The organism is Streptomyces sp. NPDC086777, from assembly GCF_040702065.1.
In the GTDB taxonomy this organism is placed as follows: domain Bacteria; phylum Actinomycetota; class Actinomycetes; order Streptomycetales; family Streptomycetaceae; genus Streptomyces.
Map to the genome: position 1 here is coordinate 34745 of NZ_JBFBJI010000040.1, position 26087 is coordinate 60831.

General features: G+C 70.8%; 22 protein-coding genes. 10 read left to right on the top strand and 12 right to left on the bottom strand.

Going from position 1 to position 26087, the window contains the following annotated elements; all coding sequences use genetic code 11:
• The first annotated feature begins 44 nt into the window (after positions 1-44).
• The 3 genes from purE to AB0472_RS37475 all read left to right on the top strand — a co-directional run bounded on the left by purE (position 45) and on the right by AB0472_RS37475 (position 3006).
• A complete protein-coding gene (gene purE / locus AB0472_RS37465; RefSeq protein ID WP_366363439.1) occupies positions 45-566 on the top strand; it encodes a 5-(carboxyamino)imidazole ribonucleotide mutase in 522 nt (173 codons plus the stop codon).
• 21 nt (positions 567-587) lie between these two features.
• Positions 588-1766 (top strand): dipeptidase, encoded by a 1179-nt coding sequence (locus AB0472_RS37470; protein WP_366363441.1) that lies wholly within the window; start codon positions 588-590, stop codon positions 1764-1766.
• Between the two features lie 142 nt (positions 1767-1908).
• Positions 1909-3006, top strand: a complete 1098-nt coding sequence (locus AB0472_RS37475) for a dipeptidase (protein WP_366363443.1) — start codon at positions 1909-1911, stop codon at positions 3004-3006.
• Here AB0472_RS37475 and AB0472_RS37480 read toward each other — a convergent pair whose 3' ends face one another.
• A complete protein-coding gene (locus AB0472_RS37480; protein WP_366363445.1) occupies positions 3007-3396 on the bottom strand; it encodes a VOC family protein in 390 nt (129 codons plus the stop codon). It abuts the gene before it with no gap.
• A 13-nt stretch (positions 3397-3409) separates the two neighbouring features.
• Positions 3410-3769 (bottom strand): VOC family protein, encoded by a 360-nt coding sequence (locus tag AB0472_RS37485; RefSeq protein WP_366363446.1) that lies wholly within the window; start codon positions 3767-3769, stop codon positions 3410-3412.
• A 417-nt stretch (positions 3770-4186) separates the two neighbouring features.
• On the opposite strand from AB0472_RS37485, the gene AB0472_RS37490 reads away from it, so the two are divergent.
• The gene (locus tag AB0472_RS37490) at positions 4187-5755 is read left to right on the top strand and encodes a hypothetical protein (protein ID WP_366363448.1); all 1569 of its coding nucleotides are present in this window, start codon (positions 4187-4189) and stop codon (positions 5753-5755) included.
• Here the strand turns inward: AB0472_RS37490 and AB0472_RS37495 are convergent.
• Positions 5752-6150, bottom strand: coding sequence for a cupin domain-containing protein (locus tag AB0472_RS37495; RefSeq protein WP_366363450.1), 399 nt, complete (start codon positions 6148-6150; stop codon positions 5752-5754). The two genes, AB0472_RS37490 and AB0472_RS37495, sit on opposite strands and share 4 nt — an antisense overlap.
• A 190-nt stretch (positions 6151-6340) precedes the next feature.
• Positions 6341-7684, bottom strand: a complete 1344-nt coding sequence (locus AB0472_RS37500; RefSeq protein ID WP_366363452.1) for a UDP-glucose/GDP-mannose dehydrogenase family protein — start codon at positions 7682-7684, stop codon at positions 6341-6343.
• 178 nt (positions 7685-7862) lie between these two features.
• On the opposite strand from AB0472_RS37500, the gene AB0472_RS37505 reads away from it, so the two are divergent.
• Positions 7863-9020 carry an acyl-CoA dehydrogenase gene (locus tag AB0472_RS37505; protein WP_366363454.1) on the top strand — a complete coding sequence of 386 codons (1158 nt, stop codon included), beginning with the start codon at positions 7863-7865 and terminating at the stop codon, positions 9018-9020.
• Between the two features lie 139 nt (positions 9021-9159).
• Entirely contained in the window at positions 9160-9525 is a 366-nt protein-coding gene (locus AB0472_RS37510; protein ID WP_366363456.1) for a four-helix bundle copper-binding protein, read from the top strand.
• A gap of 79 nt (positions 9526-9604) precedes the next feature.
• On the opposite strand, the gene AB0472_RS37515 is transcribed toward AB0472_RS37510, so the two are convergent.
• Positions 9605-10900 carry an LCP family protein gene (locus AB0472_RS37515; protein ID WP_366363458.1) on the bottom strand — a complete coding sequence of 432 codons (1296 nt, stop codon included), beginning with the start codon at positions 10898-10900 and terminating at the stop codon, positions 9605-9607.
• A 119-nt stretch (positions 10901-11019) separates the two neighbouring features.
• Here AB0472_RS37515 and AB0472_RS37520 point away from each other — a divergent pair, with 119 nt between their 5' ends.
• A complete protein-coding gene (locus AB0472_RS37520; RefSeq protein ID WP_350783327.1) occupies positions 11020-11568 on the top strand; it encodes an acyl-CoA thioesterase in 549 nt (182 codons plus the stop codon).
• Positions 11569-11710: 142 nt separating this feature from the next.
• On the opposite strand, the gene AB0472_RS37525 is transcribed toward AB0472_RS37520, so the two are convergent.
• On the bottom strand, positions 11711-13111 hold the full coding sequence (locus AB0472_RS37525) for an LCP family protein (RefSeq protein ID WP_366363505.1): 1401 nt from the start codon (positions 13109-13111) through the stop codon (positions 11711-11713).
• Between the two features lie 249 nt (positions 13112-13360).
• Here AB0472_RS37525 and AB0472_RS37530 point away from each other — a divergent pair, with 249 nt between their 5' ends.
• Complete coding sequence (locus AB0472_RS37530; protein ID WP_366363460.1) at positions 13361-14398, top strand: glycosyltransferase family 2 protein; 1038 nt, start codon at positions 13361-13363, stop codon at positions 14396-14398.
• A gap of 18 nt (positions 14399-14416) precedes the next feature.
• Here AB0472_RS37530 and AB0472_RS37535 read toward each other — a convergent pair whose 3' ends face one another.
• The 5 genes from AB0472_RS37535 to AB0472_RS37555 all read right to left on the bottom strand — a co-directional run bounded on the left by AB0472_RS37535 (position 14417) and on the right by AB0472_RS37555 (position 22063).
• Positions 14417-15844 carry an LCP family protein gene (locus tag AB0472_RS37535; protein WP_366363506.1) on the bottom strand — a complete coding sequence of 476 codons (1428 nt, stop codon included), beginning with the start codon at positions 15842-15844 and terminating at the stop codon, positions 14417-14419.
• A gap of 302 nt (positions 15845-16146) precedes the next feature.
• Positions 16147-17805 carry an LCP family protein gene (locus AB0472_RS37540; RefSeq protein ID WP_366363462.1) on the bottom strand — a complete coding sequence of 553 codons (1659 nt, stop codon included), beginning with the start codon at positions 17803-17805 and terminating at the stop codon, positions 16147-16149.
• 182 nt (positions 17806-17987) lie between these two features.
• A complete protein-coding gene (locus tag AB0472_RS37545) occupies positions 17988-19703 on the bottom strand; it encodes an LCP family protein (RefSeq protein WP_366363463.1) in 1716 nt (571 codons plus the stop codon).
• A 241-nt stretch (positions 19704-19944) separates the two neighbouring features.
• Positions 19945-21069 (bottom strand): LCP family protein, encoded by a 1125-nt coding sequence (locus AB0472_RS37550; protein ID WP_366363465.1) that lies wholly within the window; start codon positions 21067-21069, stop codon positions 19945-19947.
• A 238-nt stretch (positions 21070-21307) separates the two neighbouring features.
• Positions 21308-22063 (bottom strand): TIGR03089 family protein, encoded by a 756-nt coding sequence (locus AB0472_RS37555; RefSeq protein WP_366363467.1) that lies wholly within the window; start codon positions 22061-22063, stop codon positions 21308-21310.
• A gap of 111 nt (positions 22064-22174) precedes the next feature.
• Here AB0472_RS37555 and AB0472_RS37560 point away from each other — a divergent pair, with 111 nt between their 5' ends.
• Both AB0472_RS37560 and AB0472_RS37565 read left to right on the top strand, forming a co-directional pair.
• Positions 22175-23542, top strand: a complete 1368-nt coding sequence (locus AB0472_RS37560) for a peptidoglycan recognition protein (protein WP_366363468.1) — start codon at positions 22175-22177, stop codon at positions 23540-23542.
• A gap of 162 nt (positions 23543-23704) precedes the next feature.
• Positions 23705-24787, top strand: coding sequence for an NDP-sugar synthase (locus AB0472_RS37565; protein ID WP_366363470.1), 1083 nt, complete (start codon positions 23705-23707; stop codon positions 24785-24787).
• A 220-nt stretch (positions 24788-25007) separates the two neighbouring features.
• Here AB0472_RS37565 and AB0472_RS37570 read toward each other — a convergent pair whose 3' ends face one another.
• Positions 25008-26021 carry a DNA-3-methyladenine glycosylase 2 family protein gene (locus AB0472_RS37570; protein ID WP_366363471.1) on the bottom strand — a complete coding sequence of 338 codons (1014 nt, stop codon included), beginning with the start codon at positions 26019-26021 and terminating at the stop codon, positions 25008-25010.
• Positions 26022-26087 lie beyond the last annotated feature (66 nt).

The window sequence follows — 26087 nt, forward strand, 5'->3', positions numbered from 1 at the left end:
CACACCCTCGGCCCGAGGCCGAGCAGGTACGCAAGGAGATTGAGATGAGCCCCGTTGTCGGCATCGTCATGGGTTCGGACTCCGACTGGCCCGTCATGGAGGCCGCCGCCAAGGCCCTCGACGAGTTCGAGATCGCGTACGAGGTGGACGTCGTCTCCGCGCACCGCATGCCGCGCGAGATGGTGACCTACGGTGAGCACGCCGCCGAGCGCGGTCTGAAGGTGATCATCGCGGGCGCGGGCGGCGCCGCCCACCTGCCCGGCATGCTCGCCTCCGTCACCCCCCTCCCGGTCATCGGCGTGCCCGTCCCGCTGAAGTACCTCGACGGCATGGACAGCCTCCTGTCCATCGTGCAGATGCCGGCCGGCGTCCCGGTCGCCACCGTCTCCGTCGCCGGTGCCCGCAACGCCGGTCTGCTGGCCGCCCGCATCCTCGCCGCCCACGACGAGGACCTGCTGCAGAAGATGCGCGACTTCCAGCAGGACCTCAACGACCAGGCCACCGACAAGGGCAAGCGGCTGCGGGCCAAGGTCGAGGGCTCGAACGGCTTCGGCTTCGGCAAGTAGGACTCCGGGAAGTAACACGCAATGACGTCCCTCGATGAAGCCCGGTCCCTGCTGCGCGAGTTCCCGGTCGTCGACGGCCACAACGACCTGCCGTACGCACTGCGCGAGCAGGTCCGCTACGACCTCGACGCCCTGGACATCGCCGCCCACCAGAACGCCCACCTGCACACCGACATCCCGCGGCTGCGGGAGGGCGGCGTCGGTGCGCAGTACTGGTCGGTGTACGTCCGTTCGGACCTGCCCGGCGCGGTCCCGGCGACCCTCGAACAGATCGACTGCGTACGGCAGCTGATCGCCCGTTACCCGGCCGACCTGCGGGCCGCGCTGACCGCCGCCGACATGGAGGCCGCGCGCGCCGAGGGCCGCATCGCCTCCCTGATGGGCGCGGAGGGCGGTCACTCCATCGACAACTCGCTGGGCACCCTGCGCGGTCTGTACGAGCTGGGCGTGCGCTACATGACGCTCACCCACAACGACAACAACGACTGGGCGGACTCGGCGACCGACGAGCCGAACGTCGGCGGCCTGTCGGCCTTCGGCCGCGAGGTCGTGCGCGAGATGAACCGGCTGGGCATGCTGGTCGACCTCTCCCACGTGGCGGCCACGACCATGCACGCCGCCCTCGACACCAGCTCCGCCCCGGTGATCTTCTCCCACTCCTCCGCCCGGGCCGTCTGCGACCACCCCCGCAACATCCCGGACGACGTCCTCGAACGTCTTCCCGGCAACGGCGGCATGGCGATGGTGACGTTCGTACCGAAGTTCGTGCTCCAGGCGGCGGTCGACTGGACGGCGGCGGCCGACGACAACATGCGCGCCCACGGCTTCCACCACCTCGACACCACCGAGGCGGCCATGAAGGTCCACCGGGCCTTCGAGGAGACCACCCCGCGCCCGGTCGCCACCACCGCCACGGTCGCCGACCACCTCGACCACATGCGCGAGGTCGCCGGCATCGACCACCTCGGCATCGGCGGCGACTACGACGGCACCGCCTTCACCCCCGACGGTCTGAACGACGTCTCCGGCTACCCCAACCTCGTCGCCGAGCTGCTGGACCGCGGCTGGTCCAGGTCCGACCTGGCCAAGCTGACCTGGCAGAACGCGGTCCGGGTGCTGGGAGCCGCGGAGGACGTGGCTCGCGGCCTCCAGGAGACGCGGGGGCCGTCCCACGCGACCATCTCCGACCTGGACGGCTGACCGGCGAAAGCCGGTCGGACGGGCCGGGCGTTCGGGGCGTACCCCCGAACGCCCCGTCCACCAGGAACCCTCCCGGTCGGCCGTGCGACGGTGAGCTACAGCCCCTTCACGACGTAGCTCACGACGACGTACGGAGCCTTTCATGGCCGACCTCCAGCACGACATCCACACCACGACCGAGGTCGGCAGGGAGGACTGCCTTCCGGACGACCCCTTCCGAATGGAGTCCGGTGCCGCGGTCCTGGAGCGGGCCCACGAGCTGCTGGAGGCGCATCCGGTCGCGGACGGCTACTGCGGGCTGCCCCGGGCGCTCGGCGCGCTGCCCTGGTACGACCTGGAGCTGGGCGAGACGGCCGTGGCCACCGACGTGCCCCGGCTGCGCGAGGGGCACGTGGGCGCGCTGTTCTGGTCGCTGGACCTGCCGGCGCGGGAGCGGGGCGACCGGGCCGTGGGGGCCACCCTGGAGCAGCTGGACCTGGTGCGCCGGGTGGTCGAGATGCACCCGGAGGGGCTCCGCCTGGTGCGCACCGCCGGGCAGGTCATCGACGCCCGCAACTGCGGCCGGGTCGCCGTCGTCCTCGGGCCGGCCTCCGCTGCCGCCGTCGGCGACTCCCTCGGCATCCTGCGGGTCCTGCAGTCCCTGGGCGTGCGCGTGCTCTCGCTGGCCGGTGCCGTGTGGGCGGGCGAGGCGGGGCTGACCCGGTTCGGCGAGGAGGTGGTCCGGGAGATGAACCGGCTCGGGGTCCTCGCCGACCTGTCCGGCGCCCCGGAGGCCGCCCTCGCCCGGACGTTGGCGCTCTCCAAGACGCCGGTCCTGTGCACCCGCTCCGCCGCCGCGGCCGTACGCCCGCACCCCGCCAACCTCTCCGACGAGCTGCTCGGGCAGCTGGGCGAGCACAAGGGCGTGTGCATGGTGCCGCTGAGCGCCGAGCAGACCGGGCCGACCCTCCCGGACGTCGCCGACCACCTCGACCACATCCGCGTGGTCGCGGGCCCCGAGTGCGTCGCCCTCTCCGGCACCTTCGACTCCGGCGCTGCCCACCCCCGCGACCTCGACGACACCTCCCGCTACCCCCACCTGATCGCCGAACTGCTCCAGCGCGGCTGGTCGGAGACCGAACTGTCCCTGCTGACCTGGGGAAACGTCCAGCGGGCGCTGCGCAGCGCCGACTTCACCGCCCGCGCCACCCAGCGCCGCAGGGACCCGAACCCGCCCCGCCCGGCCGACACCGAGGCCTGATCAGCCGATCCGGCAGAGACAGAAGGGATGCCCGGCCGGGTCGGCGAACACCCGGAAGTCCTCCGCCACCTGGTCCTCCTCCCGCCGCAGCAGCCGCGCCCCGAGGGCCAGCACCTTCTCCTCCGCCGCGTCCACGTCCTCCCAGGCCGGCCCCGCGTCGAAGTCGAGATGGAACTGCTGGGAGCCGTGGTCGGCGCGCGGCCACTCGGGCGGGGTGTACCCCTCCGCCAGCTGGAAGCACAGCCGCAGCCCGTCCGGCAGCCGCAGCACGACCCAGTCCTCCTCCTCGACCACCGGGGAACCGCCCGCGACGGCCGCGTAGAAGGCGGCCAGCGCGTGCGGGTCGGGACAGTCGAGCACCACGTTGCGCAGACGGGCGATGGATGCCACGGAACCTCCTCGGTCAGCAGGCGCAGAGACAGAACGGATGCCCCGCCGGGTCGGCGTACACCCGGAAGGTGCGCTCCCGGTCCGCCGCGTCCAGCGGCTTCGCACCCAGCTCCAGCACCCCCTTCTCGGCCGCGTCCAGGTCGTCCACCACCAGGTCCAGGTGGAACTGCTGCGAGTCGTCGGGCGCGGGCCACTGCGGCGCCACGAATCCGGGTGCCTTCTGGAACGCCAGCGCCTGCCCGCCGGGCACCGCCAGGTCCACCCAGTCCCCGTCCCCCTCGACACTGCCGCCCAGCACGCCGGCGTAGAAACCGGCCAGCGCGGACGGGTCGGGGCAGTCCAGGACGACGACACCGAGCTTGGCGAGAGCCATGACTTCCTCCTTGGAGTGGGAGTTACCTCCAGGACTTCCTAACCACGAGGGAGGTTCCTCAGTCATCGTCGGCACCCACCGACGCGCCGCCGGCCCTGGGCAGTGCTCGGCACCGCGGCGGGCGACGTCTTCGTATCCCCGTCGGGATTTCACCGATGGTTCAGCACGCCCGTTCCGAAGGGCGCCGCTGTCAGGAGTTGGGTTCCTGCTCGTACGGTCGGCCTCGATGACCCGGCGGCGTGTTGACTTCGAAGGCCTTGGGGCTCGTGTTGTTATATCGGCGCGGCGAATCCGATATTCCGCCCCCAGCCCCCTCCGGCGTGCGTTCGTGGCAGGAAAGGCGAGTAGCGGCCGTTTGGGCGGGTCGAAAATTCGATGCCGGGTGATGGCGGACATCTTTTCCACAGCGAGGGAATCATGGCGGGCGGCAACGAAAACGGGCCTGTGGGCGGAGCTGGAAAAGCCCTGAACAGGCGACGCCTTCTCCAGGGGACGGCGGGCACCTTCGGTGCCGCTCTGGCATCTGTCGGCATCTACAAGATGATCGATGCGATCGTGGAACCGCCGGACCGTCCCACCGCCTCTGCCGGTCCGCCCGTCCAGGAGCAGTACATCCTGCAGAACGAGCAGGTAATCATGGTCGATGGCTCGGCCGTGCGCAGCAGCAAGGGAACGATCGCGGTCCGGGTGCCGGCCCTGCACGATCACGTCCTCACCGCGAAGCTGAAGGTTCCGGCGAATGCCAGGGCGTTGCAGGAGGCACAGCACCATCTCGAGTCCGCCATCGTGGCGCTGGAACGTGAATTTCCGCCCACTCCCTCGGGAGTGGGCGTCACCGTGGCCTGGGGACTTCCCTATTTCCACCACTACATCCCGACCCTGGGCAAGGGGTCGCACTTCTTCAAGGCGGGAACGCGTTACCCGGCCTATCTGCCGGTGGATCTGATGACCTCCAAGACGCAGGGCCGCACCGTCTATGCGCTCCAGGAGGCCAGGACGTTCCCCAGCGACCAGCCTCCGCCCGGCTTCGGGCCGGTCCGCCTGGAACAGAACGACGTGGCGGTGCTCCTCCGCAGTGACACACTCGCCAATATCACGGCGGCCGCCAACGCGGTCTTCGGGTCCGGAAGCAATCAGGCGGGCAGCCTGTTCGAGGTGACGAGTATCCGCCAGGGTTTCTCCGGGGGCGGGTTCTACGGGCAACAGGGCCTGCCGAGCAAGCTGGCGCTGAAAGCAAACATCCCCGGCGCCCAGTCGATTCCTCGACAGGCCCAAGGCTTCCTCGGTTTCGCCACCACCCTGGTGTCGAACATGGGACCCGACAACATCGCGAATCTCGAGACCCTGCCCGGTTTCACCGACCAGTGGCCCAACGGCTACTTCAAACAGGGCACCACCATGCATCTCTCGCACCTGTTCCAAGACCTGGAGACCTGGTACGAAAAGAACTACCCCCAGTACGCGGACCGCGTCCAGGCGATGCTCCAACCGGGCCTGAAGCCCGCCCCCGCGCCGGGTACGTTTGCCCTCCAGCCGCCAGGGCCGACCGAGGCCCAAGTGGCGGAAGGGGTCAAGCAGTACCACTCCTTCGGGCACACCGGGAGCATGTCGGAGGTGGACAGCACCACAAAGCAGGAAACCAGCAATTACGGGAAGTCATATCCCTCGGGGACGACCATCCCGGTGCGCGGCGACTTCGACACGCTGGACAATCCGTTCCACTACACGTCCGATCCCACGGGGGACCACTACAGCACGAAGCCGGCGGCCGGGCTGCACTTCATCCAGTTCCAGCCGACGATCGGAATCTTCAACATCGTTCGGCTCGCCATGGACGGCCACTATCCCGATATGAAACTCCCCGTCTCACCGCGCAGCCCCCACGCCGGCATCAACTCGGTCCTGAACACGACCCACCGGCAGAACTTTCTGGTGCCACCACGTCGCCATCGCTCCTTCCCGCTCGCCGAGTTCCTCGCCCCCTAGGGGTGGGTGTACTCGACAGCCGCCGGTTCCGCGAAGGCGTCCAGCTCCGGAAGGTTCACCACGATGGGATCGACGCCGGAGCGCACGACGACCCAGACCGTCTCCGCCTCCGGGGAGGCGTGGATCTCCTGATGGCTGACGTGCCCGGGGATGAACACGAAGTCTCCGGGGCCCGCCTCTGCCACGCTCTCCAGCTTGTCGCCCCACCGGAAGCGGGACGTGCCGCTGATGACGTAGAGAATCGTCTCCTGGTCGCCGTGATGGTGGGCGGGTTCGGCGCGATCGGGGATCCTGAGGTGGTTCGCCAGGATCTGGGCCTCTGCCCGGCCCGCGCCCTGCGCCGACCCGGTCGCACCGGTACCGCGCCAAGGACCGGTAAGGCACAGCCGGTTCACCGGATATGCATGTGCCGCGTGGTGCAGAATGCAACAAGACACCGGTTCGGCCGACTGAGCCTCGGCCGAACCGGTGTCGTCCGGTTCCATTTGGCACCCCGCGCCGGAGCGCCCTTTCAGGGGCGCTGGGGGTCCCCCGGCCGAAGGCCGGGGGAGGAACTGCGCGCTCAGCCCCCACGCACCCGCAGCCTCACGCGGTGGGACGCCCCATGGCGCGATACGTCCACCCGGCCCGCCGCCAGATCTCAGGATCCAGCGCATTACGCCCGTCGAGGATCACCTTGTCCGAGGCCACGGCACCCAGCGCCGCGGGATCCAGCTCCCGGAACTCCCGCCACTCCGTCAGATGCAGCACAACATGCGCCCCCCGCACGGCCTCCAGCGCAGCCTCCGCGTAGCCAAGGGTCGGGAACAGCCGCCGGGCGTTCGCCATCCCCTTCGGGTCGTACACCGTCACCTGGCCGCCCTGCAGATGGATCTGCCCGGCCACGTTCAGCGCCGGCGAGTCCCGCACGTCGTCCGAGTCCGGCTTGAACGTCGCGCCGAGCACCGCGACCCGCTTCCCGAGGAAGGACCCGCCGCCGAGGGCGTCCCGGGCCATCTCGACCATCTGGCCGCGGCGCCGCATGTTGATGGAGTCGATCTCGCGCAGGAACGTCAGCGCCTGGTCGGCACCCAGCTCACCCGCACGGGCCATGAAGGCACGGATGTCCTTCGGCAGGCAGCCGCCGCCGAACCCGATCCCGGCGCGCAGGAACTTCTTCCCGATCCGGTCGTCGTGCCCGATCGCCTCCGCCAGCTTGGCCACGTCCCCGCCCGCGGCCTCGCACACCTCCGCCATCGCGTTGATGAAGGAGATCTTCGTGGCCAGGAAGGAGTTCGCGGAGGTCTTCACCAGCTCGGCCGTCGGGAAGTCGGTCACCACGAACGGCGTACCCTCGCCGACCGGCCTCGCGTACACCTCGCGCAGCAGCTTCTCGGCCCGCTCGCCGCGCACGCCGACCACGATCCGGTCCGGGTGCAGGGTGTCCTGGACGGCGAAGCCCTCGCGCAGGAACTCCGGGTTCCAGGCCAGCTCGGCCTCGGCGCCGGCCGGCGCGTTCTCGGCGAGGTAGGCGGCCAGCCGCTCCGCCGAGCCGACCGGCACCGTCGACTTGCCGACCACGAGGGCGGGCCCGGTCAGATGCGGGGCCAGCGACGCGATCGCGGAGTCGACGTACGACATGTCGCAGGCGTACTCGCCGTGCTTCTGCGGCGTGTTCACACAGACGAAGTGGACATCGCCGAAGGCACCCACCTCGGCCCAGTCGGTGGTGAAGCGCAGCCGCCCGGAGGAGCCCTCGAAGCCCGCCACGTGCCGGCGCAGCAGCTCGTCGAGCCCCGGCTCGTACATCGGGGTCTCGCCGCGCTCCAGCATCGCGATCTTCTCGGGTACGACGTCGAGCCCCAGCACCTCGAAGCCGAGCTCCGCCATGGCCGCGGCATGCGTGGCACCGAGATAGCCGGTGCCGATCACAGTGATCTTCAGGCTCATGGAACGCTCCAGCTCGGGGACATTGGTGCTGCTGCGGGGCCGAGCATAACCGGGCCCCCTTGCGGGCAACTTTCCCGCTGTCGCGTACCTCACGTCACCGTTCCGTGGGCCGCGCTCTAAACTTTGAGTTACTTAACAGTAATTAGCGTCAGCACCACTGCGTCTGGAGTGAGGGACCTTGGCCGGATCGGCTGACTTCGACCTGTACCGCCCGTCCGAGGAGCACGACATGCTCCGCGACGTCGTCCGCGCGCTGGTCGAGGCGAAGATCGCCCCGTACGCCGCCGCGGTCGACGAGGAGGCCCGCTTCCCGCAGGAGGCGCTCGACGCCCTGGTCGCCAACGACCTGCAGGCCGTGCACGTCCCCGAGGAGTACGGCGGTGCCGGTGCCGACGCGCTCGCCACGGTCATCGTGATCGAGGAGGTCGCCCGCGCCTGCGTCTCCTCCTCCCTCATCCCCGCCGTGAACAAGCTGGGTTCGCTCCCGGTGATCCTCTCCGGCTCCGAGGACCTGAAGAAGAAGTACCTCACGCCGCTGGCCAAGGGCGACGCGATGTTCTCGTACTGCCTCTCCGAGCCGGAGGCGGGCTCCGACGCGGCCGGCATGAGGACGAAGGCGGTCCGCGACGGCGACCACTACGTCCTCAACGGCGTGAAGCGCTGGATCACCAACGCGGGCGTCTCCGAGTACTACACGGTGATGGCCGTGACCGACCCCGAGAAGCGCTCCAAGGGGATCTCCGCCTTCGTCGTCGAGAAGTCCGACGAGGGCGTCTCCTTCGGCGCCCCGGAGAAGAAGCTCGGCATCAAGGGCTCGCCGACCCGTGAGGTCTACTTCGACAACGTCCGCATCCCCGCCGACCGCATGATCGGCGCCGAGGGCACCGGCTTCGCCACCGCGATGAAGACCCTCGACCACACCCGCATCACCATCGCAGCCCAGGCCCTCGGCGTCGCCCAGGGCGCCCTCGACTACGCCAAGGGCTACGTCCAGGAGCGCAAGCAGTTCGGCAAGCCGATCGCCGACTTCCAGGGCATCCAGTTCATGCTCGCCGACATGGCCATGAAGATCGCCGCCGCCCGCGCCCTCACCTACCAGGCCGCGGCCGCCTCCGAGCGCGGCGACGCCGACCTCACCTTCCAGGGCGCGGCGGCCAAGTGCTTCGCCTCCGACACCGCCATGGAGGTCACCACGGACGCCGTCCAGCTCCTCGGCGGCTACGGCTACACCCGCGACTACCCCGTCGAGCGCATGATGCGCGACGCGAAGATCACCCAGATCTACGAGGGCACCAACCAGGTCCAGCGGATCGTCATGGCCCGCAATCTGCCGTAACCGCACCGGCATCCGGCGAGAAGGCGCCCCTCGGGGCGCCTTCTCGGTCCGCGTTCCGAATGGCACTACCGGTCGGTCGGGCTTAGGACGGGAACCACACGGGGACCGCCCCGGACCCCGCCCCCCACCTGGAGGAGCCATGACCCAGACCGGACCCATGACGGCCATGTCCAAGCAGATGCAGGAGTGCGTCAACATGTGCATGGCCACCCACACGATGTGCGAGGAGACGCTGAGCTCCTGCATGTCGATGGAGGGCGGCCAGGCACACATGCGCATCATGCGCGCGCTCATGGACTGCTCCGAGGCGACCCGCATGTGCGCCGACATGATGATGCGGCGTTCGCCGCTCTCGCCCGAGATGTGCGCGATGTGTGCCAAGGCGTGTGACATGTGTGCCGAGGCGTGTATGTCCATGCCCGACGACCCGCAGATGAAGCGCTGCGCGGAGGCGTGTCGCAGCTGCGCCGAGATGTGCCGTTCGATGGCGACCATGCCCATCTGACGCTCGTCGCGGCCGGGAACGGCGATGGGGAAGGGCGCTGGGCCCTTCCCCATGTGGTGCCGCCGGCCGCCGCTGCGGCCTAGTTGCCGCTGACGGTGACCTTCTGGTCGTTCTTCAGCTCGTCGACCAGTGTCTTCACCTTCGCCTTGTCCCAGACGAGGTTGCCGCCGGTGGAGCCGGAGATCGGCATGTTCATCGAGGTGCCGTCGCCGCCGTTGACGTCCTTCATCGCGAAGAACATCGACGCCAGGTCCCACAGGCTCATGTTCTTGTCGACGGTGAGGGAGTCCAGGCCCGCGCCGAGGGTGGGGTAGAGCTTGAAGGGGTTCAGGATCGTCGACGGGGTGGCCACCTGGTGGGCCAGGGCGGCCAGGAACTTCTGCTGGTTCTTGGTGCGCTGCAGGTCGGACGCGGCGAAGGCGTGCCGGGTGCGGACGAAGGCCAGGGCCTCCTCGCCGTTCAGGGTCTGCTTGCCCGCCTTGAAGTTCGCGCCCGAGTAGCTGTCCTTGAAGCCCTTGTCGATGGTGATCGTGACACCGCCGACGGCGTCGACTATGTCCGCGAAGCCGGCGAAGCCGATCTCCACGTAGTGGTCGATGTGCAGGCCGGTGTTGTACTCGACCGTACGGACGAGGAGGGTCGGGCCGTCCTCGGCGTAGGCCGCGTTCAGCTTCGTGTGGCGGCCGGTGCCCTGGTAGACCTTGCCGGAGGTGGATCCCTGGTAGGAGGGGATCTCCACGTCCGAGTCACGGGGGAGCGAGACCAGGGTGTCGCCGTTGTCCCCGACGTGCAGGATCATCATCGAGTCGGTGCGCTGGCCCTCGGCGGACCCCGTGTGCAGCTTCTTCTTCTCGTCGGACGACATGCCCTTGCGGCTGTCGGAGCCGACGATCAGGTAGTTGGTGCCCTTGCCCGCCGCGGGCCGGTCGATCACCTTGGACAGGTCGACGTCCCGGTGCAGCTTGGAGTCGGCCCAGAAGTAGGTCGCGACGGATGTGACGACCAGCACGCTGACGACGACGATCGCCGTCCACTTGATCCGCTTGCGCCAGTTGGGAGCAGGCCGCGGTCCGCGCTCCGGCGTACCGGAGGGACCGCCGCCGCCCGGGCCGCCGCCGTAGACGTGGCCGGTGTTGTAGCCGCTGTCGTAGCCGTCGTACCCGCCGCCGTCGTCGTACCCGCCGTTGTACGACGGCTGCTGCGGGACCCCGGCGTAGCCGCCGCCCTGCTGCGGGGCGCCGTACGGCGGTGCCGACGGCTCTCCGCGCCGTACCTGACGCATCACGCGGGCGCCCTCAGGCTGCGCGCCCGCACTACCGCGGCCGTATTGGTTGCCGCGGTTGCCGTCCGACCATCCCTCGGGCCATTCGTTCATGGGCCCCAGTGTGCAGGCAGCCACGGTGCCTCTTACAAGGCCCGTAGGAAAATCAGGGCACCGCTGTTGCGAAGCCGACACAAATTCCGTGATTGTCGCCTCGGCATAAGGTGGGGGCCATGACAGACCAGGCCCCCGAGGCGGAATCCGATATACCCGGCAAGCCGACGTCCGCGTCCCGGACCACGCTGAGCCACATCATGACCCACAGCGACACCAACCTGCTCGGGACGGTGCACGGCGGTGTGATCATGAAGCTCGTGGACGACGCGGCGGGCGCGGTCGCCGGGCGCCACTCGGGCGGTCCCGCCGTCACCGCGTCCATGGACGAGATGGCGTTTCTGGAGCCGGTCCGCGTCGGCGACCTCGTGCACGTCAAGGCCCAGGTCAACTGGACCGGCCGGACGTCGATGGAGGTGGGGGTCCGGGTGCTCGCCGAGCGCTGGAACGAGTCGACGCCCGCCACCCAGGTCGGCTCGGCCTACCTCGTCTTCGCGGCGGTCGACGCGGACGGCAAGCCGCGCCGGGTACCGCCGGTCCTGCCGGAGACGGACCGGGACCGGCGGCGCTACCAGGAGGCCCAGATCAGGCGCACGCACCGGCTGGCGAGGCGGCGGGAGATCCGCGAGCTGCGCGAGCGCAGGGTGGCGGAGGGGTACGCGGACTAGGCCGGTGCGTCGTCGGCCGCGGCGCCGTCGTGGCTTGTCGCGCAGTTCCCCGCGCCCCTGAAGGGGCGCGGGGAACGGGGTCTTGCAGGCGCGCGGGGAACTGCGCGACAAACCCCCACCGGCCTGCACCGGCCGACCACCCTCAGCAGACCTTCTCGTCCCCCCGGATGACGGCGGAGGCTCCCTGCGGCGCCGGCTCGTCCACCCGCACCTTGCGCACCGCCCCCTTGAAGTCCGCCCCCACCGTCACCCGCAGCACCGGCCCGAGACCCGGCACGGCCCGCAGCTCGCTGCCCGGGAGCGCCGCCGCCAGGGAACGGGCCGAGCGGTCCCAGCGTGGGTCGAAGGAGACCACCGTCCGCCTCACGTCGCGGTGCGCGGCCGTCACCGGCCGGTGGTTCGTCGCGAAGCCCGTCGCCGCCAGCGCCGCGTCCATCCGCCGCGCCACCCCGGCGGTGGCCGTGCCGTTCTCCACCTGGACCCGGATCGTGGCCGGCGCGACCTCCACCGTCGCCGGCGGCGGCCCCTGCGGCTTCGGCGACGCCGCGGGCGCCGGCGCCGGCGCGGGTGCGGGTGCGAGCGGCTGGTCGTCGCGCAGGGACCGGAACAGCCGGTCCGCCCCGGCCTGGTCCCACTTCAGCGTGGAGCCGATGCCCTTCACGGGGTATGCCAGCTGCCCGATGGGCACGGTCGTGAACTCGGACGAGGACGGGGAGAAGTTGCGCATCGCCCGGCCGAGGTCCAGCAGCTCGTCCGTGCCGAACCCGGTGTCCGCCCGTACCGAGCCCAGCACCGCCCGCGTCACGTCCCGGAACCGGATCGGGTTGAGCAGCACCCCGCTCGACGTCGCCCGCTCGATCAGCGACGCCAGGAACCGCTGCTGCCGCTTCATCCGGCCCAGGTCACTGGCCGCGTCGAGGTGCCGGGCGCGGACGTACTGCAGGGCCTGGCCGCCGCCCAGGGTGTGCGTGCCGGGGGAGAGGTTCAGGCCGGTGTAGGAGTCCTTGAGCGGCAGGGCGGTGCAGACCTGGACCCCGCCGAGCACGTCGACGGTCCGCATGAACGTGATGAAGTCGACCTCCAGGTAGTGGTCGATCTTCAGGTGGGTCATGTCCTCGACCGTGCGCACGGTCAGCTGCGGGCCGCCCTCCGCGTAGGCCGCGTTCAGCTTGATGGGGTGGGCCGGGTAGGTGCGGTGCGTCGTCTCGTCCACCCGGGCCGGGATCTCGGCGTACGAGTCGCGCGGCAGGCTGACCACGGTGGCCCGCTCCCGGTCCGCCGAGATGTGCACGATCATGATCGTGTCGGTGCAGTGGCAGGGTGCGCCGCCCAGCCGGTACTTGCGCCGCTCGTGCTCGGTGATCTTGTCGCGGCCGTCGGTGCCGACCAGCAGGACGTTCATGCCGTGGCCGGCGGCGGGCCGGTTCTTCATGTCCTTGAAGGGGTCGACGCGGGCGATGTCCGCGTCCAGGCCGGCCATCACCGAGTGTCCGATCCCGGCCGACGCCAGCACCACCACCGAGAGTGTGGTGACCGCCCGCATGGCCCAGCGCGGCCGCCGGGGCCTGCTGGGTCGTACCGGCGGCCGCGGGGCCTGACGGGTGGGCTGCGGTCTGCGCTGCGGCGGGGCGGGCCGGGCGGGGGACCGGGGCGGGCTGGCGGACAAAGGACACCTCCGGACGAGGCCGTACGTGGGATCCGTGAGCACGGTAGGCCGATACGACCTTCAGCCCGCGGCACCGCCGATGCGGCGCGCACCGGTGTCCCCCGTTCGCGGTAACGTGAGCGTCCTATGAACGCCAAGCCCGATGTGCGGCACCCCGCAGTCTCTGTGATCATGCCCGTCCTCGACGAGGAGCGGCATCTGCGCGGGGCCGTCCAAGCGATCCTCGCGCAGGAGTACGCCGGCGAGCTGGAAGTCGTCATCGCCCTCGGTCCGTCCACGGACCGCACGGACGAGATCGCCGCCGCGCTCGTGGCCGAGGACCCCCGCGTGCACACCGTCCCGAACCCGACCGGGCGCACCCCGGCCGCGCTGAACGCCGCGATCAAGGCCTCCCGGCACCCGATCGTGGTCCGCGTCGACGGCCACGGCATCCTCTCGCCGAACTACATCGCCACCGCGGTACGGCTCCTGGCGGAGACCGGTGCGATGAACGTCGGCGGCATCATGCACGCCGAGGGCGAGAACGACTGGGAGCACGCGGTCGCGGCGGCCATGACCTCGAAGATCGGCGTCGGGAACGCGGCCTTCCACACGGGCGGGGAGGCCGGTCCCGCCGAGACGGTCTACCTCGGTGTGTTCCGGCGCGAGGCGCTGGAGCAACAGGGCGGCTACAACGAGGAGTTCATCCGCGCCCAGGACTGGGAGCTGAACTTCCGGATCCGCGAGGCCGGCGGGCTGATCTGGTTCTCGCCGGAGCTGAAGGTCTCCTACCGGCCGCGGCCGAGCGTGCGGGCGCTCGCCAAGCAGTACAAGGACTACGGCCGTTGGCGGCACGTCGTGGCCCGCTACCACGAGGGCTCGATCAACCTGCGGTACCTCGCCCCGCCGGTGGCGGTGTGCGCGATCGCCGCCGGGATCGTCGTCGGGGCGCTGGTCACCCCGTTCGGCTTCGTGGTCCCGGCCGGCTATCTGGCGGCGATAACCGCCGGGTCCCTCCCGGCCGGCCGGGGGCTGCCGCTGAAGGCGCGGCTGCGGATCCCGGTCGCCCTCGCCACCATGCACATGTCGTGGGGGTACGGCTTCCTGACCAGCCCCAGGTCGCTGGCGAAGCGGGTCATCGCGTCCCGCAGGCCCGCGGTGCTCAGCCCCTCCTCCACGAACTGAGCACCGGCCGCTCGGGCGTCACCAGGTGTAGTCCTTGTCGACGTGCATGCACGCCGTGGTGTCCGAGGCGTTGAGGGCGTTCGCCGACGTCGGGGTGGTGTCGTCGTCGGCGGTGTACTCGGTGCCCGGGCGCCAGTCGGCGCCGACGACCAGCGTGACACCGTCGACGGCGGTGGACTTCTTGACCTGGTCGGTGGGGATGCCGAGGACCTCCGCGACCCGCTGGGCGTCGCCCGCGAGGTCCGCGCTCGGGTAGCGCACCAGCGTCCGGTCCTCGCTCAGCGGCGCCGAGGTGTCGGCCGCGGCCTTCGTGAAGCCCTTGCCGACGAGCAGTCCGGTGACCGTCGCGGCCCGGCCGGTGACCGCGGATCCTGTGCTGCTCTCCGTGCCGTTCTGCACCTGTACGGCGATCCTGTCGTCGGCCGCCGCCCTGTCGGTGACCTTCGCCGTGGCCGTCGTCTTCTTCTCGCCCTTGCCGTCCAGCGCGACGTCCTCGCGGACCAGCCGCCACAGCTTGGCCGCGTCGGTGGGCCTGGGCAGGACGCGGTTGCCGTCGGACGAGTACACGAACGGCATCGTCGTCATGGTGATGCGGTCGGTGGGGACCTTCTTCAGCTCCTTGCTCAGGTCGTAGAGCTTGGTGACCGAGCCGAGGCCGGTGTCGACCGTGAGCGCCTTGGTGGCCGTCTCGGCGAGTCCCAGGAGCTTGTCGGGGTTGCTGAGGGTGGCGTCGGAGCGCAGCCGGCGGACCATCGAGTTCATGTACATGTGCTGGGCCTTGGTCCGGGCTATGTCGCTGCCGTCCTCGAAGCCGTAGCGGGTGCGCAGCCACTGCAGGGCCTGCTTGCCTTTGACGGAGGTGGTGCCCTTCCTCAGCTTCAGGCCGGAGCCGTGGCCGGTGGCGGTGTGCGAGTAGATGTCGGCGTCCACGCACACCGGCACCCCGCCGATCGCGTCCGCCATCGACACCACGCCCGAGAAGTCGACCATCATGAAGTGGTCGATGTGGATGTCGGTGAGCTTCTCCCAGGTGGCCACCGTGCAGCCGGGGCCGCCGCGTTCCAGGGAGGCGTTGGTCATCGTGTCGTCGGTGGCCGGGTACACCTTGCCGGTCTTCGCGTCGGTGCACCTGGGGATGGACACGAGTGTGTCGCGGGGCACGGACACCACGGACATGTTGGTGCGGTCGGCCGACACGTGCAGGAGCATCTGGACGTCGGCGCGGGCCGCGGTCCCGATGTCCCTGGCACCGCCCAGTTTCTGGTTCTCGGCGGTGTTCCGGGCATCCGAGCCGATCAGCAGGATGTTCAGCGGGGTCTGACCGGCCGCGTTCGCCTTGGCCTTCGTGGCGCGGTCCTTGGAGTCCCCGATGTTCAGGGACTCCTTCTTGATGTTGCCGTTGAGATGCTCGTAGTACAGGTACCCGGCGGTGGCGGTGCCGACCATGGCCAGCGCCAGGACCGAGGCGGACCAGCGCACGATCCGGCGTCTGCGGCGCCGGCGGTCGCCGTCCTCCGCCCCGGGTCTGTTCTGCAGGCCCCCGCCGTCCTGGGGTGTGAGCGACATGGTGTCCTCGACCGACACCACGTCGGACACCTCCCCCCGCACACTGCTGCGCACCACTTGCCCGCCCTCCCGCTCGCACCGGCCACCGCGCCCGGAACTCCCGGGCACCTGGGCACGGCGGCAGTGTCATGCAGTGGCTTAGGAGTTAGCTGTGCCTGGCTGTGCGGACCTGTGTGCTCCCGCTACCAGCGGTAGGGCGCGTACACGTCCATGCACTGCCCGGTGTCCGAACCGTTGATCGCGTCGGTGTTCTCCGGCAGGTCACCGGCCTTCGGCGCGGACTGCTTCGGGTACGCCGTCCCCTCCCGCCAGTCGGCGCCGATGACGAGCGTGACCCCCGACACATCGGTGGTCTGCTGCACCTGGCTCGTGGGGATGCCCAGCGCCTTGGCGACCGCCTGGGCGTCGCCCTCCAGGTCCGCGCTCGGGTACTGGACCACCGTCTTCTCCACCGACTCCGCGGCCCCCGAGGTGTCCGCCGCCGCCTTGGTGTAGCCCTTGGCGGCCAGCTCCTCGGCCAGCGCCCGCGCCCGGCCGCGGACCGCGGCCTCGGTGGCGGTACCGGTGGCGTTGCGCACCAGCACGCCGAGACCGCCCGCGGAGACGGACGGCTCCTTGGTGGGCCGGGTGCTCGCCGTGGTCTTCTTGCCGCCCTTCTCGGCGCCGCCGTTCTTGTCGAACGCCACGTCGTCCCGGAGCATCTGCCACATCTTGTCGGCGTTGGCGGTGTCCGGCACGAGGTGGTCCTTGTTCTGCGGGTCCTCGACGTTCGGCATCGTCAGCGAGGTGATGCGGTCCGTCGGCACCGACTTGAGCTGCATGCCCAGGTCGTAGAGCTTCTTCGGGGTGCCGATCTCCTCGGAGACCGTCAGCGACTTGGTGGCCGCCTCGGCCAGGTCCATCAGCCTGCCGGTGTCGGTGAAGACGTTCTGCCCCTTCAGCGTCCGGATCATCGAGTTGAGGTACATGTGCTGGGCCTTGGCCCGCAGCGGGTCACTGCCCCAGGCGTGCCGGGTGCGCAGCCACTGCAGGGCCTGCTTGCCCTCCACCTTGTGCGTGCCGGCCGTCATCTTCAGCCCGGAGCCGCCGGGCACCGCGGCCGTCGGCCGGTCCCACACGTTCTGCTTCACACAGACGTCGACGCCGCCGATGGCGTCCGCCATCTTCACCACGCCCGCGAAGTCGATGGTGATCCAGTGGTCGATGTAGACCCCGGTGAGGTTCTCCCAGGTGGCCAGCGTGCAGCCGGCTCCGCCGCGGGCCAGCGACTCGTTGATGATGGTGTTGGTCGCCGGGTACACCTTGCCGGTCTTCGGGTCCGTGCACTTGGGTATGTCGACGCGGGTGTCCCGCGGGATGCTCACCATCGCCGCGCTCTTCCGGTCCGCCGACAGGTGGATCAGCATCTGCACGTCGCCGAGCGGCGGGCTGCCCCGGTCGTACTTGGCGCCGCCGAGCTTCACGTTCTCGGCGGAGTTACGGCTGTCGGAGCCGATCAGCAGGATGTTCAGCGGCGTCTGGCCTGCCGCGTTGGCCGCCGTCTTGCGTGCCTTGGCGTCGCCGATGTCGCGCCGGCCCTTGTGGATGTTGCCGTTCAGGTGCTGGTAGTAGAGGTAACCGGCACCGGCCGTACCGAGGATCACCACCGACAGCACGGTCGCCGACCAGCGCAGCACGCGACGTCCGCGGCCGCCGGGGCCGTTGTCCGGGCCGCGCCTGCGGGACCGGCCGCCGGTGCCGCCGGGCGCCTCGGGTGCCTTCGGTGCTCTGTGTGCCTTCGGTGCGAGGGACATCGTGTCCTCGACCGCAGGCACCTCCCCCCGCACATCGCTCTGGGTCAACGTCCCGCCCTCCCCACCCTGCGCCCTGCGCGCACAGGCCCGCCGCCACGCCCCCCGTCGGACGTCACACGGACCACACGGGTCCGCCCCGCGCCCGGTTAGACGCGTGACGGACCCATAGGGTTACCTACTTATTCGCTGTTACTTGACGCTCACACGGTGTGACTCTTCGTCGCGCCCGCCTACTTGGCGCAGGTCACCTTGTCCGCCGTCGTCTTGCTGTCCACGTCCGGCGCCTTTGTCGGAGTGGTGAGGGAGACCCCCGCCCCCTGGAAGTCCTTGCCCAGGGTCAGGGTGATCGCGGGCAGCCCCTGGGAGTTGATCACGCTCTTGCCGGGCTTCATCGCGGAGCCGGACAGCCCCATGAGACTGGCCAGTTCGCGTGCCTGCGCGGCCTGGTCGGGCGCGTACTCCAGGGTGGTTCTGGCGAGTTCGGCGTCCGCGTTGCCGGCGTTCTCCGACTTGAGGACGCCCTCCTGGTTCTGCAGCCAGCTGAGGGTCTCCTGGGCGCTGCCGGGCGGGGCCCCGCCGTTGAGGATCCGCACCCGCACCGCGGAGGCCGCGGACTTGCTGCCCTCCAGACGGGCGGCGGCCGCGTCCTTGCTGGCCTGCGCCTGCTTCTTCTTGACGGCCGTGAAGGAGACGTCGTCCTTGATCGCCTGGAAGACGGCGGGGGCCTTCGTGTCGTTGAGCACGACGGTCGCCTTCACCTTCTCCGCCGGGTTGTCCAGCACCGGGATGGTGGTGAAGGTCAGGTTCTTCGGGTTGAGCTTGCCGAGCTCCAGACCGAGGTCCTTCAGCTTGCCGATGCTGTCCAGCTGGGAGTCGACGGTGAGTGCCTTGGTGCCGACCTCGGCCAGCTTCAGCAGCTTGGTCGGGCTGGTGAGCGTCGAGTTGGAGCTGAGCTTGCGCATCAGGGCGCTCAGGAACTGCTGCTGGAGCTGGATCCGGCTCAGGTCACCGCCGAAGCCGACCGAGTGCCGGGTGCGCACGAACGCCAGCGCGGTCTCGCCGGAGATGTTGTGGGTGCCCTTGGACAGCTTCAGGTGGGAGTCCGAGTCGTCGATGTCCTTGGCGAGACACACATCGACCCCGCCGACCGCGTCGGTCAGCGTCTTGACCGCGTTGAAGTCGGCCACCATGAAGTTGTCGGCCTGGATCCCGGTCAGCTCGGTCACCGTGCGCACGGTGCAGCTGGCGGTACGGCCGTCCTGGCCCAGGCTGGTGTTGAACCGGACGTTCTCGGTCCCCGCGATGACCTTCTCGCTCCCGTCCGACTGCTCCGTCTGGCAGTCGGGCACGTCGACGATGAGGTCGCGCGGGATGCTCAGCGCGGTGGCGTTCGAGCGGTCCTTGGCGATGTGCAGCAGGATCGTGGTGTCGGCGTGCCCGACGCTGCCGGCGTCGCCGTAGCCCTCGTTGCCCGAGCCCGTCCGTTTGTCGGTACCGATGATCAGCAGGTTGATGGCCTTGTCCTTGCTGAAGCCACCGGTGCTCGCGCCGTCGTCGGAGACGGACGTGATGTTGTCGTTGAGGTGCTTGATGTAGAGGTAGCCGGCGGCCGATGCGGCGACCAGCACGAAGGCCATCGTCCCGCCGGTCCACAGCAGGACCTTCTTGGCCTTCGACTTCTTCTGCACCGGCTGCCGCCGTGAGCGGCGCCCGGCCGGTGGCTCGGGCTCGGTGCGCCGTCTGCGCTGCCCCGGAATCTCCGGGCCGGCGGTCTCCCGGGTGCCGCCCGCGCTTGCGCCGGGCGGGGCCGGCCTGCGCGGTCCGGGCACCGGCGACTGCGGTGCGGAAGGGGTCAGTCGCAGTTCGTATTCACCGGTGTTCGGATTGAGCACCCACTGGTCTGCGGGGTCGATGTTGTCCGCCCGCCCACGGCCTTGCGCGTCCACGGTTGTCCGAATCCTCCGTCGGGGCCACGCGGCGCCTTCCCCCACCAAGGCGCTCGGTCACGTTTCGCGGTGCGCGACCCCAGGACGGACCTCGCGGCCGGATGCACCGGAGCGCTCACACTATCCGCCCAGTTCAGCGTCGAGTGACGCCAGTGACAAATTCGTCTTCCCTACAACCGGGCAATCCGTCTCATTTAACTGACAATGAACGGCACGGAAGTTCGCCGCCTTGGCGCGTGCCCTACTCGCACCTGTCCTCGGCGGCGGTGTTGCCGCGAAACGCGGACGCCGAGGAGTCCTCGGCGTCGGAGGTGGACTTCCTGGCGACCTTCACCGGCCGGTCGGCCCGCAGCAGCGCGAACAGCGCGTCGGCCTTGCCCGCCACCAGCTGGTCCCGGTTGGAGTCGTACACGTACGGCTCGCGCGGCACGGTGAGGAACTGCACCTGGTCGGTCGGGACGTCCCGCAGCCCGCGGACCAGCTGGTACAGCCCGCGCAGACTGGCCAGTTCCGGATCGGTGGTGAGCGCGGAGGTCGCCGCGTCCAGCAGCGGGTAGAGCTTCGCCGGGTTCAGCAGTACGTCACTGCTCTGCACCTTGTTGACGAGCGCCCCGAGAAACTGCTGCTGGCGGTCCATCCGCCCGGTGTCGCTGCCGTCCCCGAGCGACTTGCGCACTCGTACGTACCCCAGTGCCTGCTCCCCGTCGAGGGTGACCCGCCCGGCGGGCAGCCGCAGCTTCGCCGCCTTGTCGTCGATCGGCTTCTTCAGGCACACCTGCACCCCGTCGATCGCGTCGACCATGTTCTTGAACCCGTTGAAGTCGACGACGACATGGTGATCGATCCGGATGTCCGTGAGCTTCTCGACGGTACGGATGGTGCAGGCCGAACCGCCCACCTCGAACGCCGAGTTGAACAGCGTGAACGAGGGCTCGGTGCGCCGCCCGTCCGCGCGCAGGCAGCCGGGCACGTGCACCATCAGGTCCCGGGGCAGCGAGACCGCGGTGGCGCTGCGCCGGTCGCGGGCGAGGTGCAGCAGGATGGTCGTGTCGGAGCGTTCGGTGCCCGAGTCCTTGCCGTAGCGGCCGTTGCCGTCCCCGGCGCGGGTGTCCGACCCGATGAGCAGGATGTTCTGCGCGCCCCGCACCAGCGCGGTGGGCCGCTCCCGCTCGTACCGGGCGAGCTCGGCCTCGGCGGCCTCGTCGGCGGTGATGTTGTGACTCAGCTTGGCGTACAGCGCCCAGCCGCCGCCGACGGCCCCGACGAGCACCACACCGAGCCCGAGGGCCGTCCCCCGCACCCAACGCCGACGCCGCCGCCGGGCAAGCCCGGACCCGGTGGCGGATGCCCCTACGACGTCGGTCACCCCTCAACAGTGCCCCGGGACGGGAGCCGAAGCCGGGGTAACTGGTCCATGCGGGTGAGCGGTCCCACCGCGGCGCGGCGCGCTGCGGCGGGGGCGGCCGGTGCTGTCGAAGGGGCGGCCGGCTGCTGACGCGGGTGCCCGGTCCCACCGTCTTCGGGGCGCTGGGCCTCCCCCCGGCCGAAGGCTGGGGGAGGAACTGTGTGACCGGCCCCCACGCACCCGCGGCCGAAGCGCGACCTCAGCGAGCGGACGCGGTCACCCGCTCACTCTCGATCCGCTTCGCGACCCCTTCCTCACCCAGCTCTGCCAGGTGCCGGCACAACACCACCGACCCCCCGACCGCGAGCGGCGCGTACAGCCCCGCGCTCAGCCCCTCCCACGTGCCGTACCCCAGCCCCGAGAGCAACCGCGACCCCGGCCCGGTCAGATCCAGCCCCGCCGCGTCCCCGAGCGCCCGCTCCACGACCTCGGCCCCACTCATCTCCGCCCCCGCGACGATCAGCGCGGGCTCCTCCGGATCCACCGGAGAGAACGGCACGAACCGGTCGCCCTGACTCGGCACCTCGACGGCGTAGTCGACGAATCCCTCCGGCACCTGCGGGAACCTCCCGCCCAACGGCCGCAGCGCGAGAGCGACCCGCTCCCCCCGGCACGCCCGCGCCGCCTCCAGCGAGTCCGGCCCGCTGACGACCACGTCGGCCGCCGCCGGGTCCCCGGCCACGTCGGCGATCGCACCCACCGACGAACAGGCCAGCAGCCACACCGCCGTCTGCCAGTGCGCGGGCAGCAGCAGGGCGACCCGGTCGCCCGGCCCCGCCGCGAGATCGGTCTGCAGCAGATTCGCCGTCTTCGCCACCCAATTGGCAAAGGTGGCCACGGACAATTCGACGCGCTCGCCCGTGGCGTCGTCGTAGAAGGTCACCAGGGGGCGTCCGGGATCCGCGGCGAGCGCGGAACGCAGCAGGTCGGCGGGGGTGCGATCGGTGGCGTTCACCCGCGCAAGCGTACGCCGCGCCCGGCGCCCGCACCGGCCGACGGGGCCACCGGTTCGGCGTAACGGTTCCCGACGGGCCGTCAGTTCCCCTATGGACAGGTTTGTCTGACTATGTTCAAGATCAGGGGCATGCGTGGATTCCTGACTTGCTCGATCGGCGTCACCTGCGCGGCGGCCCTCACCCTCGCGCCGGCCGTGCTGAACATGCCGTCCGCGGTCGCCGCACCCGCGGACCGGGCCACGACGGCCACCGCCCACCCCGCCGGCACGGCTCCCTCCGGCAGTACCCGGTCGCTGCCCCTCACCCCCCGCACCCGTGAGCGCGTCCTCGGCCAGGCCCCCGAACAGGGCGCCTACCGCACCGGCGTTCGGCATTTCTCGCTGGTCGGCGTCAGCTGGGCCGACCCGGGAACCGAACTGCTCGGCCAGGTCCAGGTACGCACCCGGTCCGTGGCCACCGGCCACTGGTCGGACTGGCAGGACGTCGACACGCACAACGCCGACCACGGCGCCGACCCGGACACGGCGGAGGCTTCCTCCGGCCGGGTGCACGGCGCCACCGCACCCCTGTGGGTGGGCGCCTCCGACGGAGTCGACGTACGCGTACGCGCCAAGGCCGGCCCCGGCCCGGGCGTCGGCCGCGACCTGCTCCCGGCCGGTCTCCGCCTCGAACTCGTCGACCCCGGCGACGAGGCCCCGTCCGAGGGCCTGCCCGGTGACAGCCCGCGCACCGACACCGTTGCCGACTCGGCGGCCGCGGTCAACGCCGACCTCGTGTCCTTCGCCGCCACCGAGATCCCCGCGCTCAGCCGGGCGGACACCGAACGCGAACTCCGTGAGCTCGGCGGCAGCTCCGCCCCCCTCGCGAAGCCGCACATCGGACCGCGCCCGAGGATCGTCACCCGCCGCGGCTGGGGCGCCGACGAGTCGCTGCGCGAAAAGGGGTTCGTCTATACGGGGAAGGTCAAGGTGGCCTTCGTCCACCACACCGACTCCGGCAACGGTTACCGCTGCTCCGACGCCCCGTCCGTCATCCGCAGTATCTACCGCTACCACGTCGTGAGCATGGGCTGGCGGGACATCGGCTACAACTTCCTCGTCGACAAGTGCGGAACCATCTACGAGGGCCGCGCCGGGGGAGTGGCGAAGGCCGTCAGGGGCGCCCACACCCTCGGGTTCAACAACAACAGCATGGGTATCGCGGTGATCGGCACGTTCGGTTCGCACAAGCCGCCCGCGGCCGCCGTGACCGGCATCGCCAGGCTCACCGCGTGGAAACTCGGGCTCTTCGGGGCCAATCCGAAGGGGAAGACATATCTGAAGTCCGGGGGTGGCAATCTCTACCCAAAGGGGAAGAACGTACGACTGAACGTGATCTCCGGCCACAGGGACGGGTACGCCACCGACTGCCCAGGCGCCAAGCTCTACGCCAGGCTCGGCTCGGCCCGGACCAGCTCCGCGCACCTTCAGGGGCGCTGAGCACGGGGTCGGCGGTCCACGCCGTCGGGGGCAGTCGGGGGAAAACTGCACACCCATGCCGCGTGGCACCGCGCGGCCGTCGAGGGCGCCGTCGCACGGTCTGCATACACTGGCCGGCCGACACAGAGTTCGGCCGGTCCCGGCAGGAAGCAGAGACGACAGGTGACAGAAGCGATCCTCCTGGTCGGCGGCAAAGGCACCCGGCTGCGCCCGCTCACGGTCCACACGCCCAAGCCGATGGTCCCGGCGGCCGGCGTGCCGTTCCTGACGCACCAGCTGGCCAGAGCCAGAGCGGCGGGCGTCGAGCACATCGTCCTCGCCACCAGCTACCTGGCGGAGGTCTTCGAACCGTACTTCGGCGACGGCGCGGCACTCGGCCTGCACATCGAGTACGTCACCGAGGAGGAGCCCCTCGGCACCGGCGGCGCGATCCGCAACGTGGCCGCCCGCCTGCACTCCGGCCCCGACGACCCGGTCCTGATCTTCAACGGCGACATCCTGACGGGCCTGGACATCCGCGCCCTGGTGGCCACCCACGAGTCGACGTCCGCCGACGTCTCCCTGCACCTCACGAAGGTGACGGACCCGCGCGCGTACGGGCTCGTCCCCACCGACGCGACGGGCCGCGTCCTCGCCTTCCTGGAGAAGCCGCAGACGCCGGAGGAGATCGTCACCGACCAGATCAACGCGGGGGCGTACGTCTTCCGCCGCTCGGTCATCGACGCGATCCCGGCGGGCCGCCCGGTGTCGGTGGAGCGGGAGACCTTCCCGGAGCTCCTGGCGGCCGGCGCCCACCTCCAGGGCATGGTCGACTCCACGTACTGGCTCGACCTCGGCACGCCCGCTGCGTTCGTCCGCGGCTCCGCCGACCTCGTCCTCGGCCGCGCCCCGTCCCCGGCGGTCCCCGGCCGCTGCGGCGACCGGCTCGTCCTCCCCACGGCCCGGGTCGCCGCGGACGCGAAGCTGACGGGCGGCACGGTGGTGGGCGAGGGTGCGTTCGTGGCGGAGGGCGCGCGGGTCTTCGGCTCGACGATCCTTCCGGGCGCCGTGATCGAACCCGGCGCCGTCATCACCGACTCCCTCATCGGCAACCGCGCCCGCGTCGGCGAACGCTCGATCCTCACCGGCACGGTGATCGGCGACGGCGCGGTCGTCGGCGCCGACAACGAACTGCGCGACGGCGCCCGGGTGTGGTGCGACGCCAAGATCCCGGCGGGGGCGGTGCGGTTCTCGTCGGACCAGTAGTTGTGCGGCGGAGTCTGGGGGCACCGCCCGCGGGGGCTGCGCCCCCGGACCCCGCTGGAGGGCGCGTCGTCGGGTGCGGGTGCGCGGGGGCTGCTCGCGCAGTTCCTCCCCCGGCCTTCGGCCTGGGGGTGACCCCCAGCGCCCCTGAAGGGGCGCTTCGCAGCCGTGCTCTATACGGCTGCGGGCAGTCGTGCCGCAGGGCCCACCCACCCGCGCCCGGTCACAGCCGGCCGATGTCCCCCCGCGGCATCCGCGGCGCCCGCCTCGCCGGCGTGTGCCCGCTCAGCAGAATCAGCCGGGCCGCCCGATGCCGCTGCCCCGCATACGGCTCCAGCAACCGCAGCATCACCTCGTCGTCGGCATGCCGGTCCCCGGCCAGCGCGAACCCGATGATCCCCGGCAGGTGCAGGTCCCCGACCGTCACCGCGTCGGCGGCCCCGTGACTGCGCTGCACGGTCTCCGCCGACGTCCACGGCCCCACCCCCGGTACGACCTCCAGCCGCGCCTGCGCCGCCTCCGCCGCCATCCCCACCGCCTGCTCCAGCCGCGCGGCGACCCGCACCGCCCGCAGGATCGTCGAGGCCCGCTTGTCGTCGACCCCGGCCTTGTGCCACTCCCAGGAGGGGACCAGCGCCCAGGTGCGCGGCGCCGGCATCACCCACATCGGCCGCTCGCCCACCCCCGCCGGGCCCGGCGCACGCTCCCCGAACCTGCGTACCAGCAGCCGCCAGGCCCGGTACGCCTCGTCGGTGGTGACCTTCTGCTCCAGGACCGACGGGATCAGCGACTCCAGCACCAGCCCGGTCCGCGTCAGCCGCAGCCCCGGCCGCCGGTGCCGGGCCGCCGCCACGACCCGGTGCCTGGGTACGAACACGGACGGGTCGTCGGCGGCACCGAGCAGCTCCGGCAACTGCTCCAGGAGCCACTCGGCCCCCGGCCCCCAGGCCTCCCCGCGCACCTCATCGCCGTATCCGGCGACCCGCAGCGTGCCCGGCCCGGCGGGCGTCAGACTGGCCCGCCACACGGACCCGTCCCGGGTGGCCCTGAAGGTCGGATCCCCGGCCCCCCGCCGCAGCGGCCCCAGCACGAGCCCCAGATCAAGAACTCCGTCGGGCTTCCAGACCCGCACCCGCCCCGCTGCCACTGCCTGCTTCGGAACACCGCCGGCAGGCACGACGACCTGCCCACCCCGCACCGTCGTACGCGTGGGCTCGGGAGCGAACCGACCAGCCATCCAAAGAATCCTAGGCCTCAAGCGCCCCTGAAAGGGGCGCCGGGGTCCCCCCGGCCGAAGGCCGGG

Excerpts from the sequence above, each read along its gene's own strand:
- AB0472_RS37470 (WP_366363441.1), top strand. The coding sequence starts at position 588 with ATGACGTCCCTCGATGAAGCCCGGTCCCTGCTGCGCGAGTTCCCGGTC.
- AB0472_RS37510 (WP_366363456.1), top strand. The coding sequence starts at position 9,160 with ATGACCCAGACCGGACCCATGACGGCCATGTCCAAGCAGATGCAGGAG.
- purE (WP_366363439.1), top strand. The coding sequence starts at position 45 with ATGAGCCCCGTTGTCGGCATCGTCATGGGTTCGGACTCCGACTGGCCC.
- AB0472_RS37500 (WP_366363452.1), bottom strand. The coding sequence starts at position 7,684 with ATGAGCCTGAAGATCACTGTGATCGGCACCGGCTATCTCGGTGCCACG.
- AB0472_RS37485 (WP_366363446.1), bottom strand. The coding sequence starts at position 3,769 with ATGGCTCTCGCCAAGCTCGGTGTCGTCGTCCTGGACTGCCCCGACCCG.
- AB0472_RS37525 (WP_366363505.1), bottom strand. The coding sequence starts at position 13,111 with ATGCGGGCGGTCACCACACTCTCGGTGGTGGTGCTGGCGTCGGCCGGG.
- AB0472_RS37490 (WP_366363448.1), top strand. The coding sequence starts at position 4,187 with ATGGCGGGCGGCAACGAAAACGGGCCTGTGGGCGGAGCTGGAAAAGCC.
- AB0472_RS37560 (WP_366363468.1), top strand. The coding sequence starts at position 22,175 with ATGTTCAAGATCAGGGGCATGCGTGGATTCCTGACTTGCTCGATCGGC.
- AB0472_RS37535 (WP_366363506.1), bottom strand. The coding sequence starts at position 15,844 with ATGGTCGGCACCGCCACCGCCGGGTACCTGTACTACGAGCATCTCAAC.
- AB0472_RS37530 (WP_366363460.1), top strand. The coding sequence starts at position 13,361 with ATGAACGCCAAGCCCGATGTGCGGCACCCCGCAGTCTCTGTGATCATG.
- AB0472_RS37520 (WP_350783327.1), top strand. The coding sequence starts at position 11,020 with ATGACAGACCAGGCCCCCGAGGCGGAATCCGATATACCCGGCAAGCCG.
- AB0472_RS37570 (WP_366363471.1), bottom strand. The coding sequence starts at position 26,021 with ATGGCTGGTCGGTTCGCTCCCGAGCCCACGCGTACGACGGTGCGGGGT.
- AB0472_RS37515 (WP_366363458.1), bottom strand. The coding sequence starts at position 10,900 with ATGAACGAATGGCCCGAGGGATGGTCGGACGGCAACCGCGGCAACCAA.
- AB0472_RS37475 (WP_366363443.1), top strand. The coding sequence starts at position 1,909 with ATGGCCGACCTCCAGCACGACATCCACACCACGACCGAGGTCGGCAGG.